The 14,550-nt window shown below is 60.8% G+C and carries 14 protein-coding genes and 1 other RNA gene; 11 read left to right on the top strand and 4 right to left on the bottom strand.

The window, feature by feature from the left end; translation table 11 throughout:
* Positions 1–173 precede the first annotated feature (173 nt).
* Positions 174–818, top strand: coding sequence for an MBL fold metallo-hydrolase (locus tag HX821_RS18670; protein WP_003216184.1), 645 nt, complete (start codon positions 174–176; stop codon positions 816–818).
* Positions 819–1,036: 218 nt separating this feature from the next.
* Entirely contained in the window at positions 1,037–1,807 is a 771-nt protein-coding gene (locus tag HX821_RS18665) for an OmpA family protein (RefSeq protein ID WP_032899265.1), read from the top strand.
* Positions 1,808–1,874: 67 nt separating this feature from the next.
* Here the strand turns inward: HX821_RS18665 and HX821_RS18660 are convergent, their stop codons facing one another.
* The 4 genes from HX821_RS18660 to HX821_RS18645 all read right to left on the bottom strand — a co-directional run bounded on the left by HX821_RS18660 (position 1,875) and on the right by HX821_RS18645 (position 5,321).
* Complete coding sequence (locus HX821_RS18660) at positions 1,875–2,456, bottom strand: BON domain-containing protein (RefSeq protein ID WP_003216188.1); 582 nt, start codon at positions 2,454–2,456, stop codon at positions 1,875–1,877.
* Positions 2,453–3,046, bottom strand: a complete 594-nt coding sequence (locus tag HX821_RS18655; RefSeq protein WP_003216190.1) for a phosphoheptose isomerase — start codon at positions 3,044–3,046, stop codon at positions 2,453–2,455. Before HX821_RS18655 ends, HX821_RS18660 begins: the two co-directional genes overlap by 4 nt.
* 92 nt (positions 3,047–3,138) lie before the next feature.
* The gene (locus HX821_RS18650; RefSeq protein ID WP_003216193.1) at positions 3,139–3,510 is read right to left on the bottom strand and encodes a YraN family protein; all 372 of its coding nucleotides are present in this window, start codon (positions 3,508–3,510) and stop codon (positions 3,139–3,141) included.
* Positions 3,510–5,321, bottom strand: coding sequence for a penicillin-binding protein activator (locus HX821_RS18645; protein WP_008434234.1), 1,812 nt, complete (start codon positions 5,319–5,321; stop codon positions 3,510–3,512). Before HX821_RS18645 ends, HX821_RS18650 begins: the two co-directional genes overlap by 1 nt.
* A 176-nt stretch (positions 5,322–5,497) precedes the next feature.
* Here HX821_RS18645 and rsmI point away from each other — a divergent pair, with 176 nt between their 5' ends.
* The 9 genes from rsmI (at position 5,498) to mraY (ending at position 14,547) form a co-directional block, all read left to right on the top strand.
* Positions 5,498–6,403 carry a 16S rRNA (cytidine(1402)-2'-O)-methyltransferase gene (gene rsmI, locus HX821_RS18640; RefSeq protein ID WP_177036215.1) on the top strand — a complete coding sequence of 302 codons (906 nt, stop codon included), beginning with the start codon at positions 5,498–5,500 and terminating at the stop codon, positions 6,401–6,403.
* Between the two features lie 95 nt (positions 6,404–6,498).
* An RNA gene (gene rnpB / locus HX821_RS18635) (RNase P RNA component class A) lies at positions 6,499–6,852 on the top strand.
* A gap of 355 nt (positions 6,853–7,207) precedes the next feature.
* The gene (gene mraZ, locus HX821_RS18630; protein WP_003171868.1) at positions 7,208–7,663 is read left to right on the top strand and encodes a division/cell wall cluster transcriptional repressor MraZ; all 456 of its coding nucleotides are present in this window, start codon (positions 7,208–7,210) and stop codon (positions 7,661–7,663) included.
* Entirely contained in the window at positions 7,660–8,607 is a 948-nt protein-coding gene (gene rsmH / locus HX821_RS18625; RefSeq protein ID WP_003216201.1) for a 16S rRNA (cytosine(1402)-N(4))-methyltransferase RsmH, read from the top strand. The genes mraZ and rsmH overlap by 4 nt, the downstream gene beginning before the upstream one ends.
* Positions 8,604–8,897 carry a cell division protein FtsL gene (gene ftsL / locus HX821_RS18620; RefSeq protein ID WP_003216203.1) on the top strand — a complete coding sequence of 98 codons (294 nt, stop codon included), beginning with the start codon at positions 8,604–8,606 and terminating at the stop codon, positions 8,895–8,897. Before rsmH ends, ftsL begins: the two co-directional genes overlap by 4 nt.
* Entirely contained in the window at positions 8,897–10,639 is a 1,743-nt protein-coding gene (locus HX821_RS18615) for a penicillin-binding protein 2 (RefSeq protein WP_166742205.1), read from the top strand. The genes ftsL and HX821_RS18615 overlap by 1 nt, the downstream gene beginning before the upstream one ends.
* Positions 10,639–12,102, top strand: a complete 1,464-nt coding sequence (locus HX821_RS18610; protein ID WP_003216207.1) for a UDP-N-acetylmuramoyl-L-alanyl-D-glutamate--2,6-diaminopimelate ligase — start codon at positions 10,639–10,641, stop codon at positions 12,100–12,102. The genes HX821_RS18615 and HX821_RS18610 overlap by 1 nt, the downstream gene beginning before the upstream one ends.
* Positions 12,095–13,465 carry a UDP-N-acetylmuramoyl-tripeptide--D-alanyl-D-alanine ligase gene (gene murF, locus HX821_RS18605; RefSeq protein ID WP_177036214.1) on the top strand — a complete coding sequence of 457 codons (1,371 nt, stop codon included), beginning with the start codon at positions 12,095–12,097 and terminating at the stop codon, positions 13,463–13,465. Before HX821_RS18610 ends, murF begins: the two co-directional genes overlap by 8 nt.
* Complete coding sequence (gene mraY / locus HX821_RS18600; protein WP_008434230.1) at positions 13,465–14,547, top strand: phospho-N-acetylmuramoyl-pentapeptide-transferase; 1,083 nt, start codon at positions 13,465–13,467, stop codon at positions 14,545–14,547. Before murF ends, mraY begins: the two co-directional genes overlap by 1 nt.
* Positions 14,548–14,550: the final 3 nt, after the last annotated feature.

The raw sequence follows: 14,550 nt of genomic DNA, 5'->3' as shown, positions 1-14,550 counted from the left end.
CACTCCATGCGCTATACGTTGCGCGTTGTATGACTGGCGCCAGAGTAGCTTAGCAGTTGCCGGGTTTGACAGCCGTGCGCTCGCGAGCGCTTTCGGATCGGGTGCAGGGTCGAACATACTGTGCGCCAGAATGCAGTACAAAAGAGTGTGCCTTTGAATTTGCAGGAATACCCATGAATATTCAGTCTCCCGCGCTGATCCGCGAAACGTTCCCGGTAGGCCCGTTGCAGTGCAACTGCACGATCATCGGCGACCCCGTCACCAAAAAAGCCATCGTCGTCGACCCGGGCGGCAACCATGAGCTGATCCTGGCGCGCCTCGATGCGCTGGGCCTGAAAGTGGTCAGTATTATTCACACCCACGCCCATCTCGATCACTTCCTGGCCTCCGGGCAGTTGAAGGAAAAAACCGGCGCTACCCTGCACCTGCACAAGGAAGACCAGTTTCTGTGGGACAACCTGGAAATGCAGTGCCAGATGTTCCGCGTGCCTTACACGCCAGTGCCGTCGCCGGATCGTTGGCTGGAGGATGAAGAAGAGCTGGCCTGTGGTTGCGGGGTTGCCTTGCATACACCTGGACACACACCCGGCTCGATGAGTTTCTGGTTCGCCGATGCGAAGTTGCTGATTGCCGGCGATACCCTGTTTCGGCGCGGCGTGGGCCGTACGGATTTGTGGGGCGGTGACCAGGCGACCATCGTGCGCTCGATCAAGCAACGGCTCTACACTCTGGATGAAGCGGCGGTGGTGGTGACAGGGCACGGTCCGGATACGCGCCTGGGAGATGAAATGCGTGAGAATCCGTTTGTCCGCGCGTGAAGGAAAATGTGGGTAGTTTTTCGGATACCAAGTGGCAACTATCAGACGAAACATATAGAGAAAATGACAATTACCGTTCAGGAAGTCTCTGCTAGGGTTTGAGTGTGGCCGGGCTTGTGTGGAGATGGAATTTTTACCGTTTGTCGTGTTCCAAGCTCGGCACAGGTCCAATGCCAATGTCCTCTGCATCACCGAATGCAAAAGTAGGAGCTTCCTTCATGTTCACTTCTCGTCGTCTGCTTGTTGTTGCTACTGCCGTAGCCCTGTTGTCGGGCTGCGCTTCACCTAATCCTTATGACGGCAGCCAGGCACAGGGTGGTGGCTCTTCCGGTGTGAGCAATACCGCCAAGTATGGTGGCCTGGGCGCCCTGGCTGGTGCGTTGGCGGGTGCAGCCATCGACCACAACAACCGCGGCAAGGGTGCGTTGATCGGCGCTGCCGTCGCCGGTATCGGTGGTGCGGGCTACGGCTACTACGCCGACCAGCAGGAAAAGAAACTGCGTGCCAGCATGGCCAACACCGGTGTCGAAGTGCAGCGCCAGGGCGACCAGATCAAGCTGATCATGCCGGGTAACATCACCTTCGCCACCAACTCGGATGCGATCTCCAGCAGCTTCTACACGCCGCTGAACAACCTGGCGAACTCGCTGAAGCAGTTCAACCAGAACACCATCCAGATCGTTGGCTACACCGACAGCACCGGCAGCCGTCAGCTCAACATGGACCTGTCCCAGCGTCGTGCGCAGAGCGTGGCCAATTACCTGACCTCCCAAGGTGTCAGCCCGACCAACCTGAGTGCCCGCGGTGCCGGCCCGGATAACCCGATCGCCAGCAACGCCGATGTCAATGGCCGTGCCCAGAACCGTCGTGTGGAGGTCAACCTGGGCCCGATCCCTGGCCAGCAGTACGGTCAGCCGGCCGCCCAGCAGCAACAGGCGCCGCAGCAGAACAACCAGTTCCAGGGCAACCCGTACCAGCAGTACCAGTAATCTGTAGTCAATAAAAAGGGCGCCGTGCAATCCATGCACGGCGCCCTTTTTTGTGGCTGACGATAAATCAGTCGATGTATTCGAACAGCTTCACGATCTTCTGTACGCCGGACACACTTTGTACCAGGTTGGCGGCGCGGGTGGCTTCTGCCTGGGTCAGCAGGCCCATCATGTAGACGATGCCGTTGTCGGTGACGATCTTGATCCGAGAGCCGGGAATGGCGCTGTCGGTCAGCATCTGGGTCTTGATCTTGGTGGTCAGCAGGGCGTCGTTGCTGATTGCCAGCAGGGTGATCGGGTCCATCACCTGCAGTTCGTTGTGAACCTTCTTGACCCGCTGCACAGTGGCGGCAGCTTGTTCAGCCTGGGCCTTCAAGTCGGCGCGCGGGGTTTGGCCGGTGAGCAGCACCACGCCGTTGAAGCTGACGACCACGATGCGCGACGCGCCGTTGCCCAGGTCTGGAGCGGCCTTGGACACGTTGACGGAAACCTTGGTCTCGATCAGTGAGTCATCGATTTTGCTGCCGAAAGTGCGGGTGCCTTTATCGTCCTGGATGGGCGTGTCGCGGCTCGCTTCGATTACCGAGCTGCAGCCGCTGATGCCTAGGCACAGCGTGATTGCCAATAGGCTAAGGCGTTTAACGGTCATTCTTCACTCCCGAACAGTTGGCTGTCGATCAGATCGCACAGGCAGTGGATCGCCAGCAGGTGGACTTCCTGGATACGTGCGGTGACATTGGCCGGGACGCGGATTTCCACGTCTTCGGGCAACAGCAGCGAGGCCATGCCGCCGCCGTCGCGTCCGGTCAATGCTACGACAATCATTTCACGATCATGTGCGGCCTGGATCGCTTGAATAATATTCGCCGAGTTACCGCTGGTGGAGATCGCCAGCAGGACGTCCCCCGGCTGGCCAAGGGCGCGGATCTGTTTGGAGAAGATTTCGTTGTAGCTGTAGTCGTTGGCGATCGAGGTGATCGTCGAGGTGTCGGTGGTCAGGGCGATGGCCGGCAGGCTCGGGCGCTCACGCTCGAAGCGGTTGAGCAGCTCGGAGGAGAAATGCTGGGCATCGCCGGCCGAACCGCCGTTGCCGCACGAAAGCATTTTGCCCTCGTTGAGCAAGGCGTTGACCATGACCTGACTGGCTTGCTCGATGTGCGGTGCAAGTACGTCCATCGCCTGTTGCTTGGTATCGATACTGGCCTGGAAAAGCTGGCGAATTCGGGATTGCATGTCCATCTGTGTGACCTTAAGTAGCGCGGCTGTTTGGCACAGGAATGTGCAGCCCGCAAAGCAAAGAGCAAAAGTGTGCGGTGTAGATGTCCGGCGAATCAGCTGTCAAAGGCATCTTGCAGCCAGTTCAGATCGGCTGTTCCCCGGGGAGTGCTTTCTATGGCAACCACATCGAAACGGCAGGGATGATCGGCCCAGCGACGCTCCTTGAGCAGGAAAAACTGCGCGGCGAGTATCAGCTTCTGGCGCTTGCGCCCGTCGATACTGGCGAGCGCGCCACCCCATTGTGCGTGTTTTCTGTAGCGGACTTCGACAAATACTACTGTATCGCCGTCAAGCATGACCAGATCAAGCTCGCCGCGTTTGCATAACCAGTTCTGCGCCAGGAGGCGCAGACCTTGTCGTTGCAGGTACTCGAGAGCTTGAAGTTCGGCGTCCTTGCCGCTTTGTGCGCTTGACCGCTCGGGCATCAGCGCGGGGTATCAGGCAGGCGCTGGATCTCGCCACCGACGAACTTCGCCCATGGCATCTGGCGGTCGACACGCTGGCTGGCGCTGACGCCCAGGTTGCCCGACAGGCCGTCGACACGAGTGTCCGGCAGTGCCTTGAGCTGCCCCAGGCGCGGCGCCAGGCGGTAGGCATCCACACCCATCGCATAAAGACGGCCAAGGCTGCCGTTGGCTTGTGGCCATTGGGCGGCGACCTGGTTGCGCAGCGGGTCGGTGGTGTTCAGCAGCCAAGGGGTTTCGCAGAACATCACGTTGGTCATGTCCAGGTACTGGTTCTTGTCGCCACTGGCGCTGAACACGTGGGACGTCGCATACACCGGCACGTCGCCAGCGTATTGGAAGTTCAGGGTCGGCTTGATCTGCTGGGCCAGTTGCGGAGTCACGGCCAGGAAGATGAACTCGATGTCCTGGCGGCGCGATGGCTGGGCGGAAACATCCGAACCTACCGTGCTTTGCAGGCTCTTGGCGCGGCCTTCGCTCTTGCGCAGCTGGAACAGGTCGGCAATCTGCTGGGCCAGGGCTACCGGCTGGTCAACGTACTCGACGCCCACCACGGTGCCGCCATTGGCTTCCCAATCCTGACGGAATGCCTTGTAGACGCGCTCGCCCCATTCGCCTTTCGGCACCATGGCGGCGGCGCGGTGCAGGCCATCGGCGCGAGCACGACGGGACACTTCACGGGCTTCGTCTTCAGCGGCCAGGCCAAACTGGAACAGTTGCGCCGGGTTCTGGTCGGCTTCGCTGTAGTTCAGGGCCAGGGTGGTGATCGGCAATTGCGGGCGTGCGCTGAGTTGCTTGACCAGCGGTTTCTCCAGCGGGCCGACCACCAGTTGCACGCCGGCGGCCTGGGCCTTGGCGTAGAAGTCGTCGATGGAGGTCAGGCGCGAGCTGTCGTAGAACTCGATCACCGGCGGCTTCTGCCCGGCTTGTTCAGCCTGGTAGTGCGCGGCCATGAAGCCTTCGCGCAGCGCCTTGGCAACGCCGGCCAGAGGACCTTCCTGCGGCAGCAGCAGGGCGATCTTGTTCAGCGGCTGGCTGGCCAGTTCCTTGAGCTTGGTCAGCGGCTGCGGCAATTGCGAAGCTGCCGGGTGGCCAGGGTTCTGGGCGCGCCAGGTGTCGATGGCCGCCTGCTGTTGCTCCAGAGTGCCGGCGCCCTTGACTGCCTGGGCCAGGCTGATCCAGCCGTCCAGCGTCGGGTTGCCGCTGGCTTGCAGCTGATCGGCAGGCAAGGCGGCAATCAGTGCCCAGATGGCTTCGTGGTTGCTGTTGTAGGCATCGCCCGTCAGCAGCGGGGCCATGGCGACGCGCTCGCGGGCGGCGGCCAGGGTCTGGCCGTCGGCCTCATAGGCGCGGGCATGCACGGTGCCCGTGCGGATCTGCTGTTCAGGCGGCAGTTCCTTGAGGCTTTGCAGGCTCGGGTGATTCAAGGCCGTCAACGCTGCCTTGGGCTGGTTGCGGGCCATCGCCAGTTCAGCCGACAGGGTGCTGGCAAATACCTGCGCCGCCGGTTTCAGGACGTCCAGTGGCACCTGGGCAAGAATCTGCGCCGAGCGTCCCGGATTGTTTTGGTGGAACGCCAGGTCAGCCGCACTCAAGCGCAACAGCGCGGCTTTTTCCGGAGTCTTGGCCGAAGTCGCCTGTTCGAGCAGTTGCTCGATGCTGGCATCCGGAGTCCGGGGGAGGTCGCCAAGGCTGGACGAGGGCGAGCTGGCGCAAGCCGCCAACAGGGCAGCGAGGCAGAGGGCAGAGAACAGCCGCAGGCAAGCGATCATGTAAGTGTTCCTGATACCGATCAAATTAGCGTGGAATTGTACCCAAGCACTGGCCGGGGCGCGATGTTACTGGCGTGAAACCGTCTATTTAGGTCGTGTAAATGTTGCAGGACCCAATACGCGGCTGAAATCGAACCCGCCCCGAGGGCATATATTCAAGGCGTCTACGCGCTACAATGTGGCTTTTGCCAACCATCGAGGTGTGCGTTTTGACTGCTCCAGGTCCTTTGAATTCCACTGCAGGCTCGCTTTTTGTCGTGGCGACGCCCATTGGCAACCTGGACGACATCAGTGCGCGTGCGCTGAAAGTGTTGCGCGACGTAAAACTGATCGCGGCTGAAGACACTCGGCACTCCCAGCGGTTGATGCAGCATTTCGGTATTCCGACCCCCTTGGCCGCCTGTCACGAACACAACGAGCGTGAAGAAGGCAGTCGTTTTATCACTCGTTTGTTGGCGGGTGATGACGTGGCGTTGATCTCGGATGCGGGTACGCCGCTGATTTCCGACCCTGGCTATCATCTGGTTCGCCAGGCGCGGGCGGCTGGTATCAATGTAGTGCCTGTTCCGGGAGCGTGCGCGCTGATTGCTGCATTGTCTGCTGCCGGCTTGCCGTCGGACCGGTTTATCTTCGAAGGCTTCCTGCCTGCCAAGGCCGTCGGGCGCCGGGCGCGCCTGGAACTGGTAAAGGAAGAGTCACGCACGCTGATCTTCTACGAAGCCCCGCACCGCATCCTTGAGTGCCTGCAAGATATGGAGCTGGTGTTCGGCGGCGATCGCCTGGCACTGCTGGCGCGGGAAATCACCAAGACCTTCGAAACCCTCAAGGGCTTGCCGCTGCAGGAACTGCGCGAATTTGTCGAGGGCGACAGCAATCAGCAGCGCGGCGAGTGCGTGGTGCTGGTAGCCGGCTGGTCGGCGCCGGAAAGCGAAGATGCCGTGGGCAGCGAGGCAATGCGCATTCTTGACCTGCTGCTCAAGGAGATGCCATTGAAGCGCGCCGCTGCATTGGCCGCGGAAATAACCGGCGTACGCAAGAACGTCCTGTATCAAGTGGCGCTGGATAAACAAAAGGGCGAATAGTTCCGGGTTCTAACCTGCACTCCGTCTGAACATGATGGCATTAGTGTCTTTTAATACTTGTTCTAACGCCGCCGTGCCGTTAACCTGCGCGGCGGAGAGTCGATTGGACAGTCGCTGCCTTCTATGAAAATTAGAGGGGGGAGGAAAGTCCGGGCTCCATAGGGCGAAGTGCCAGGTAATGCCTGGGAGGCGTGAGCCTACGGAAAGTGCCACAGAAAATAACCGCCTAAGTACTTCGGTACCGGTAAGGGTGAAAAGGTGCGGTAAGAGCGCACCGCACGACTGGCAACAGTTCGTGGCTAGGTAAACCCCACTTGGAGCAAGACCAAATAGGGTCCCAAGGCGTGGCCCGCGCTGGGACCGGGTAGGTTGCTAAAGATGTCCAGTGATGGCCATCGTAGACGAATGACTGTTCAAGACAGAACCCGGCTTACAGATCGACTCTCCACCTTTTTTCCTTCTGTCCGAATCTCGGGCAGGAACCTGGTAGTAACGCGAGAATCCCTCCCTGCTGAATCGTCAGCAGATGCGTCTTCGTAATACCGAAAAAATCTTACTCTTAATAAATTACTTTAACTTTAAGCCTTAGCTCTTTGAGCTATTTGGTGTTGTTGAGTCAAAATCGCCGTCAAACTCTCGTTTCTCCTCCCTTTACCTTCCTAAATCTCCGTTCTGTAAGGCTTTTCCTTGAATCCGCGCCTTGACGGTGTGGTGGGCGCATTCCTATAGTGTGCGCAAGTGGCGGAAAGTGGCACAAAGTGGGTTTTTTGAACGTAAAACGCTAAAATTTGGAGAAACGCATCTGTGTTTCGCGGAGCTAACGCTATCAGTCTCGATGCAAAAGGCCGTCTCGCCATGCCGAGCCGGTATCGTGACGAGCTCATTTCGCGAAGTTCCGGGCAATTAATCATCACCATCGATGCCGTTGATCCCTGTTTATGTGTGTACCCGCTCGATGAGTGGGAGCTGATTGAAACCAAGTTGCGTGCACTGCCTTCACTGCGTGAAGAGAACCGCCGCCTGCAACGCTTGCTGATTGGTAATGCCGTCGACCTCGAACTCGATGGCAGTGGTCGTTTCCTGGTTCCACCGCGTCTGCGCGAATACGCCAAATTGGACAAGCGCGCGATGCTGGTAGGCCAACTGAACAAGTTCCAATTGTGGGACGAAGATGCCTGGGATGCTGTTTCTGCAGCTGACCTGGCTGCTATTCAACAACCGGGCGCCATGCCTGATGAACTGCGTGATTTGATCCTGTGACTATTGATAGCGGCTTTAACCACATCACCGTACTGCTTGACGAAGCCGTTGAGGCTCTCGCCGTACGCGCGGATGGCTGCTATTTGGATGGCACCTTCGGCAGGGGCGGGCACAGTCGGCTGATCCTCAGCCAGCTGGGTCCGGACGGTAAGCTCCTCGGGTTCGACAAAGACCCTCAAGCGATTGCCACCGGGCAAGCGCTAGCGGCCGAAGACGGCCGCTTTGTCGTTGTGCAGCGCAGCTTTGCCGAGCTCGGTGCAGAAGTCGCCGAACGTGGCATGGCGGGCAAGGTGGCCGGGGTTCTGCTGGACCTGGGCGTGTCTTCCCCGCAGCTGGACGACCCTGAGCGCGGCTTCAGTTTCATGAACGACGGCCCGCTGGACATGCGCATGGACCCAAGCCGTGGCATCAGCGCCGCGCAGTTCATCGCTACCGCTCCCCACGAAGAAATCACCCGCGTGTTCAAGGAATACGGCGAGGAGCGCTTCGCTGGCCGCATGGCGCGTGCCGTGGTCGAACGCCGGGAAATCCAGCCGTTCGAGCGCACGGCCGACCTGGCTGAGGTGCTGAAAGTCGCCAACCCTGCATGGGAAAAGGGCAAGAACCCGGCAACCCGTGCGTTCCAGGGCCTGCGTATTCACGTCAACAACGAATTGGGCGACCTGGAAGCCGGCCTCGAAGCCGCCCTGGAAGCCCTGGAAGTGGGTGGTCGCCTGGTGGTGATCAGCTTCCACTCCCTGGAAGACCGTATCGTCAAATTGTTCATGCGTCGCCTGGTCAAGGGCGAGTCCGACAACCTGCCGCGCAACCTGCCGGTGCGTTACGAAGCTTTTGTGCCGAAAATCAAAATCCATGGCAAAGCGCAGTTCGCTTCCGAAGCCGAACTCAAGGCCAACCCACGTGCCCGTAGCGCTGTCATGCGCGTTGCGGAGAAGTTGCGGTGAGCAAGCTTTTCGCCAAGCCCCTTCCGGGCGGCAGCTTCTTTATGTTGCTGCTATTTGTTGGCGTGCTGGTGTCCGCGATTGCGGTGTCCTACAGCGCCCACTACAACCGTCAACTGCTCAATACCCTGTACGGGGAATTGAGCGTGCGCGACAAGGCGCAGGCGGAGTGGGGCCGGTTGATCCTCGAGCAAAGTACCTGGACGGCCCACAGCCGCATCGAAGTGCTGGCCACTGAACAACTGAAGATGCACATCCCGGGCGCTGCAGAAGTTCGCATGGTGGCGCCATGATGAAACTCGAGGGCGCACTCTACCCGTGGCGTTTCCGCGTAGTGCTGGGGTTGCTGGCACTGATGGTGGGCGCGATTGCCTGGCGGATTATCGACCTGCAAGTGGTGGACCGTGACTTCCTGATCGGCCAGGGCGATGCCCGTAGCCTGCGGCATATCCCGATTCCTGCACACCGCGGCCTGATCACCGACCGTAACGGCGAGCCCCTGGCCGTCAGTACTCCGGTGACCACCCTGTGGGCCAATGCCAAGGAAATGCAGACCGCCAAGGACAAATGGCCGGAACTGGCTGCCGCCCTGGGCCAGGACCCGAAAGCCCTGAGCGAACGCCTCGAAGCCCAGGCCAATAAAGAATTCATCTACCTGGTTCGCGGGCTCACCCCCGAACAAGGCCAGCAAGTACTCGACCTTAAAGTCCCCGGTGTCTACGGCATCGAGGAATTTCGGCGTTTCTACCCGGCCGGCGAAACCACCGCCCATATGGTGGGTTTCACCGACATTGATGATCACGGTCGCGAAGGCGTGGAACTCGCCTACGACGAATGGCTGGCCGGGGTTCCCGGCAAACGACAGGTCATCAAGGATCGGCGCGGCAGACTGATCAAGGATGTCCAGGTCACCAAAAACGCCAAGGCCGGTAAGCCCTTGGCGTTGTCGATTGACCTGCGCCTGCAATACCTGGCCAACCGTGAGCTGCGTAACGCGATCATCGAGAACGGTGCGAAAGCCGGCAGCCTGGTGATCATGGACGTGAAGACCGGCGAGATTCTCGCCATGGTCAACCAGCCGACCTACAACCCGAATAACCGTCGCAACCTGCAGCCGGCGATGATGCGCAACCGCGCCATGATCGACGTGTTCGAGCCGGGTTCGACCATGAAAGCCATTTCCATGAGTGCCGCCCTGGAAACCGGGCGCTGGAAACCGGCCGATAAGGTCGAGGTTTACCCGGGCACATTGCAGCTGGGCAAATACACCATTCGTGACGTGTCGCGCACCGAAGGTCCGGTGCTGGATTTGACAGGTATCCTGATCAACTCCAGTAACGTGGGCATGAGTAAAGTCGCCTTCGATATCGGCGGCGAAGCCATCTACCACCTCGCGCAGAAAGTCGGCCTGGGGCAACCCACCGGCCTGGACTTCCCGGGCGAACGTGTGGGCAACCTGCCGAACTACCGTGACTGGAAAAAAGCCGAGACCGCCACGCTTTCCTACGGTTACGGCCTGTCGGTGACAGCCATCCAACTGGCCCACGCCTTCTCGGTGCTGGCCAACAACGGCCGCATGGTGCCGCTGAGCCTGATCCACCTGGACGAGGCGCCGCCTGCGACCCAGGTGATCCCGGAAAACGTCGCCAAGACCATGCAAGGCATGCTGCAACAAGTGATCGAAGCACCACGTGGCGTGTTCCGTGCCCAGGTGCCGGCGTATCACGTGGCAGGCAAGTCCGGTACCGCGCGTAAAACCGCCGTGGGTACCAAGGGCTACGCCGAAAACTCCTACCGCTCGCTGTTCGCAGGCTTCGGCCCGATGAGCGATCCGCGCTACGCCATCGTCGTGGTGATCGATGAGCCGAGCAAAGCCGGTTACTTCGGTGGCCTGGTATCGGCGCCGGTGTTCAGCAAGGTGATGTCCGGGACGTTGCGCCTGATGAACATCACGCCGGACAACCTGCCGGCTACCCAACAAGCGAACGCCGGCCCGCCGGCCGCTGCTGTAAAAGCCAATGGAGGGCGCGGCTGATGTCTCTGAGCCTGAACAAGATTTTTGCCCACGCCGGCCGCGATCTGCTGATTCGCGAGTTGACCCTGGACAGCCGTAATGTGCGTGCCGGCGACCTGTTCCTGGCAGTGCCGGGTGGCAAGTTCGACGGCCGTGACCATATCGCCGACGCGCTGCAACGCGGCGCTGCGGCAGTAGCCTATGAAGTGGAAGGCGCCACCGTGCTGCCGATCACCGACGTGCCTTTGATTCCGGTCAAGGGCCTGGCTGCGCAGTTGTCGGACATCGCCGGGCGCTTTTATGGCGACCCGAGCCGCACCCTGAACCTGGTGGGCGTGACCGGTACCAACGGCAAGACCAGCGTGACCCAATTGGTTGCCCAGGCGCTTGACCTGCTGGGTCAGCATTGCGGCATCGTCGGCACCCTGGGCACCGGTTTCTACGGCGCGCTGCAAAGCGGGCTGCACACCACGCCTAACCCGATTGCCGTGCAAGCGACCCTGGCCGACCTGAAAAAGGCCGGTGCCAAGGCGGTTGCCATGGAAGTCTCGTCCCACGGTCTGGACCAGGGGCGCGTGACTGCCCTGGCGTTCGACGTGGCGGTGATGACCAACCTGTCCCGCGATCACCTGGATTACCACGGGACCATGGAGGCCTACGCCGCCACCAAGGCTCGGCTGTTTGCCTGGAATGACCTGAAGTGCCGGGTGGTCAACCTGGACGACGAATTCGGTCGCCAACTGGCCGCCGCCCAAGGCGACGGCCGCCTGATCAGCTACAGCCTGGAAGACTCCAGCGCCTACCTGTATTGCCGTGAAGCCACCTTTGATGACGAAGGCGTGCGCGCCACGCTGGTTACGCCACAGGGCGAGCACCATTTGCGCAGCACCTTGCTCGGGCGTTTCAACCTGAGCAACGTGTTGGCCGCTGTGGGTGCCTTGCTCGGCCTGGATTACGCCCTCGACGAAATCCTGCGGGTGCTGCCGAAGCTCGAAGGCCCGGCCGGTCGCATGCAGCGCCTCGGCGGCGGCACCCAGCCGCTGGTGGTGGTCGATTACGCCCACACGCCGGACGCCCTGGAAAAAATCCTGCAGGCCCTGCGCCCCCACGCCAAGGGTAAATTGCTGTGCCTGTTCGGCTGTGGCGGTGACCGCGATCGCGGCAAGCGCCCGCTGATGGCGGAAATCGTCGAGCGACTGGCCGACGGTGTGCTCGTCACTGACGACAACCCGCGCAGCGAAGACCCAAGCCAGATTTTCGATGATATTCGTGTCGGCTTTAAAGATGCGTCCAAGGCGACATTCGTTGCCGGTCGCGGTGCAGCCATCGCCCAATTGATCGCCGGCGCAAGTGCTGACGATGTGGTGGTGCTGGCCGGTAAAGGCCACGAGGACTATCAGGAAATCAACGGCGAACGTCACGCCTTCTCTGATCTGGTCGAGGCCGATCATGCCTTGACCGCATGGGAGGTGGCCCATGCTTAAGGCGCTCACATTCAGCGAACTGACCCAGGCCCTGTCGGCCCGTGTGCTGTCGGCTGATTGCAGCTTTGATGGCGTCAGCATCGACAGCCGGACTATCAAGCCCGGGCAACTGTTTGTCGCCTTGGCCGGCCCGAGCTTCGATGGCCATGACTACCTGAATGACGTCGCTGCCAAAGGCGCTGTCGGCGCTCTGGTGCAGCGCGAAGTCGCTGACTCGACGCTGCCACAATTGCTGGTCGCCGACACCCGCCTGGCCCTCGGCCAACTGGGGGCGCTGAACCGTGCCGCCTTCACCAAGCCTGTTGCGGCGATCACCGGTTCCAGCGGCAAGACCACGGTCAAGGAGCTGCTGGCCGGCATCCTGCGCACGCGCGGCCCGGTCCTGGCGACCCGTGGCAACCTGAACAATGACTTCGGCGCTCCGCTGACCCTGCTCGAACTGGCCCCGGAACACACGGCGGCCGTCATTGAGCTGGGTGCTTCGCGCATCGGCGAAATCGCCTACACCGTGGCCATGACCAAGCCTCATGTCGCGGTGATCAGCAACGCCGGTACTGCCCACGTCGGCGAGTTTGGCGGCCCTGAAAAGATCGTCGAAGCCAAGGGCGAAATCATCGAAGGCCTCGACGCATCCGGCACTGCCGTGCTGAACCTCGATGACAAGGCCTTCGAAACCTGGCGTGTACGTGCCGCCGGTCGCAAGGTGTTGAGCTTCGCGGTGCACAACGCCGCTGCCGATTTCCATGCCTCGAATATCAAGGCCGACGCCCGTGGCTGCCCGTCCTTCACCCTGCATACCCCGCAAGGTGACGAGCACGTACAACTGAACCTGCTGGGCAACCACAACGTCGCCAATGCCCTGGCTGCCGCCGCCGCCGCCCACGTGCTGGGCGTGTCGTTGTTTGGCATCGCCACCGGCCTTGGTGCCGTGCAACCGGTCAAGGGCCGTACCGTCGCGCAATTGGCCAGCAACGGCATGCGCGTGATTGATGACACCTACAACGCCAACCAGTCCTCGATCTGTGCCGCCATCGACCTGCTGACCAGCTTCGACGGTCGCAAGGTGCTGGTGCTGGGGGATATCGCCGAGCTGGGCGAGTGGGCCGAACAGTCTCACCGTGAAGTCGGCGCGTACGCAACTGGCAAGGTCGATGCCCTGTACGCCGTTGGCCCGAACATGCTGCACGCCGTGGACACCTTCGGGCCGGGCGCCAGGCATTTCGCCAGCCAGGCCGAACTGATCCAGGCACTGAGTGCGGCTGAACAAGACAAACACACCACTATTTTGATCAAGGGATCGCGCAGCGCGGTGATGGAAAACGTCGTCGCGGCCTTGTGTGGCTCAAGTACGGAGAAACATTAATGCTGCTGCTGCTGGCTGAGTATCTGCAACAGTTCCACAAAGGCTTCGCGGTCTTTCAGTACCTGACCCTGCGCGGGATCCTGGGTGTGCTGACCGCGCTGTCGTTGTCGCTGTTCCTCGGGCCATGGATGATCCGTACCTTGCAAAACCTGCAAATCGGCCAGTCCGTGCGCAACGACGGCCCGCAGTCGCACCTGTCCAAGTCCGGCACCCCGACCATGGGCGGTGCGTTGATCCTGTCGTCCATCGGCATCAGTACGCTGCTGTGGGCTGACCTGCATAACCGTTATGTCTGGACCGTGCTGCTGGTGACCCTGCTGTTCGGCGCCATCGGTTGGGTAGATGACTACCGCAAGGTGATCGAGAAGAACTCCAAGGGGCTGCCTAGCCGCTGGAAGTATTTCTGGCAGTCGGTGTTCGGCCTCGGCGCGGCGATCTTCCTGTTCATGACTGCGCCAAGCGCGGTGGAAACCACCCTGATCATCCCGATGCTCAAGGACGCCAGCATTCCACTGGGCGTCGGCTTCGTGGTGCTGACCTACTTCGTGATCGTCGGCTCCAGCAACGCGGTCAACCTGACGGACGGCCTCGACGGCCTGGCGATCATGCCGACGGTGATGGTGGGCGGTGCCCTCGGCATCTTCTGCTACCTGTCGGGTAACGTGAAATTCGCTGAATACCTGCTGATCCCGTATGTACCGGGCGCAGGCGAACTGATTGTGTTCTGCGGCGCGTTGATCGGTGCGGGCCTGGGCTTCCTGTGGTTCAACACCTACCCCGCACAAGTCTTCATGGGCGACGTCGGCGCACTGGCGCTGGGCGCGGCCCTGGGCACCATCGCGGTGATCGTCCGTCAGGAAATCGTCCTGTTCATCATGGGCGGTGTGTTCGTGATGGAAACCCTGTCGGTGGTGATCCAGGTTGCCTCCTTCAAATTGACCGGGCGCCGCGTATTCCGCATGGCGCCGATTCACCACCACTTTGAACTCAAGGGCTGGCCTGAGCCGCGGGTGATTGTCCGTTTCTGGATTATCACCGTGATTCTGGTTCTGTTCGGCCTTGCCACCCTGAAACTGAGGTAGAAA

Origin of the sequence: Pseudomonas sp. B6001 (genome assembly GCF_013386015.1) — a bacterium.
In the GTDB taxonomy this organism is placed as follows: Bacteria; Pseudomonadota; Gammaproteobacteria; order Pseudomonadales; family Pseudomonadaceae; genus Aquipseudomonas.
The sequence above is the reverse complement of the archived record's forward strand: the minus strand, read 5'-3'. Positions and strand labels throughout refer to the sequence as shown.

What these genes read in the sequence shown, in the direction of transcription:
- HX821_RS18655 (WP_003216190.1), bottom strand. Translation starts at nt 3,046, where the DNA reads ATGGACATGCAATCCCGAATTCGCCAGCTTTTCCAGGCCAGTATCGAT.
- HX821_RS18660 (WP_003216188.1), bottom strand. Translation starts at nt 2,456, where the DNA reads ATGACCGTTAAACGCCTTAGCCTATTGGCAATCACGCTGTGCCTAGGC.
- murF (WP_177036214.1), top strand. Translation starts at nt 12,095, where the DNA reads ATGCTTAAGGCGCTCACATTCAGCGAACTGACCCAGGCCCTGTCGGCC.
- mraY (WP_008434230.1), top strand. Translation starts at nt 13,465, where the DNA reads ATGCTGCTGCTGCTGGCTGAGTATCTGCAACAGTTCCACAAAGGCTTC.
- HX821_RS18665 (WP_032899265.1), top strand. Translation starts at nt 1,037, where the DNA reads ATGTTCACTTCTCGTCGTCTGCTTGTTGTTGCTACTGCCGTAGCCCTG.
- HX821_RS18615 (WP_166742205.1), top strand. Translation starts at nt 8,897, where the DNA reads ATGAAACTCGAGGGCGCACTCTACCCGTGGCGTTTCCGCGTAGTGCTG.
- rsmI (WP_177036215.1), top strand. Translation starts at nt 5,498, where the DNA reads ATGTGGCTTTTGCCAACCATCGAGGTGTGCGTTTTGACTGCTCCAGGT.
- HX821_RS18670 (WP_003216184.1), top strand. Translation starts at nt 174, where the DNA reads ATGAATATTCAGTCTCCCGCGCTGATCCGCGAAACGTTCCCGGTAGGC.
- HX821_RS18645 (WP_008434234.1), bottom strand. Translation starts at nt 5,321, where the DNA reads ATGATCGCTTGCCTGCGGCTGTTCTCTGCCCTCTGCCTCGCTGCCCTG.
- HX821_RS18650 (WP_003216193.1), bottom strand. Translation starts at nt 3,510, where the DNA reads ATGCCCGAGCGGTCAAGCGCACAAAGCGGCAAGGACGCCGAACTTCAA.
- HX821_RS18610 (WP_003216207.1), top strand. Translation starts at nt 10,639, where the DNA reads ATGTCTCTGAGCCTGAACAAGATTTTTGCCCACGCCGGCCGCGATCTG.